Here is a 1,120-nt window from a genome sequence, read left to right as displayed (position 1 = left end):
TGCTGAAGGTACTGGTTGTTGCGTGCAGCCCGTTTTCTGCGCAGCTTGATGGATCGCTTGTCGTGGACGCGGCGGAGCATGTTGAAGGCGAAGTGACGCACGACGGCCATGTTGGCGGGACCGTGGCCGGTGCGGCTGCGCGCCTTGTCCTCGTTGAAGGTGACATCGAGCACCCAGTGCAATGATGTCTCGATGGCCCAATGGCGACGTATGGCGTCGGCGGCGTGGTGGGCGGTGAGGCGGCGCGAGGCGACATAGAAGCGCCGGTGGCGTGTGGTGGCGCCCTTTTCGAAGGTCTCGGCCTCCACCATGACGATTGCGGCGATGTTGGGCAGCCGGTATTCGCCGGGAAAGCGCCGCTCGCCCCTCAGCCAGTCGACTTGTGTTGAGACGGCAACGCGGCGCGCTTCGATGCGGCCATGGCCCTTGTCGGCATCCTCGCAGCGGTCGGGCGGCGGATTGCAAGGATCGTCGAAGAAGCGTGCGATCTCGTCCATCAGGCCGGGCTGGTTGGCCTTGACCGCGATGAGATAGTCGGCGCCGGCATCGATGACGGCCTGTGCGACCTTGGGATTGCAGGCAATGGCATCGATGGTGACCAGCGCGCCGTCGAGACTGCCGGAGGCGGCGAGCCTGTCGAGCAGGAGCGGGATCGTCTCGTGTTCGCAGCTGCCCTCGGCGACGGCCTGCTGGCCCAGCACGAGGCGTTCGCGCGTGGCGAAGGCCGACACCAGGTGCAGCGCCGCGCGCCCGTTGCCGCGGTCGTGGCTGCCGCGCGCGGTCTTGCCGTCGATGGCCACCAGATCGGCTGCATCCGGCCGCAGCGCCGCCGCCCAGGACCGGAAGCACTCGGCAAACAGCCCCGGATCGATGCGGTTCATCAGCATGCGCAGCCAACGGCTGCCGGGAATGCCATGATGATAGGGTAGCAAGCGGCGCAGGAAGGCCAGATTGTCCGCACCCCAGTCGACGATGTCCTCGAAGTCGTCGCCGGCCGCGATCGTGCCGCACACCACCAGAAGCAGCACTTCGGGCAGCGGATGCGCTACCCGCCATGCCTCCCGGTCATCCTCGATCAGCGCAAAATGGTCCAGAAGCAGTCGCAGGCACGGCTTCTCAG

1 protein-coding gene is annotated in these 1,120 nt (G+C 66.7%); it reads right to left on the bottom strand.

The annotated features are described in order from the left end of the window. A partial coding sequence (locus EDC22_RS17830; RefSeq protein ID WP_425385545.1) for an ISAs1 family transposase occupies positions 1 to 1,120 on the bottom strand: 1,120 nt, incomplete at both ends.

It is taken from the genome of Tepidamorphus gemmatus (genome assembly GCF_004346195.1).
Taxonomy (GTDB): Bacteria; Pseudomonadota; Alphaproteobacteria; order Rhizobiales; family Tepidamorphaceae; genus Tepidamorphus; species Tepidamorphus gemmatus.
This window is presented reverse-complemented; position numbering and strand designations above follow the sequence as displayed.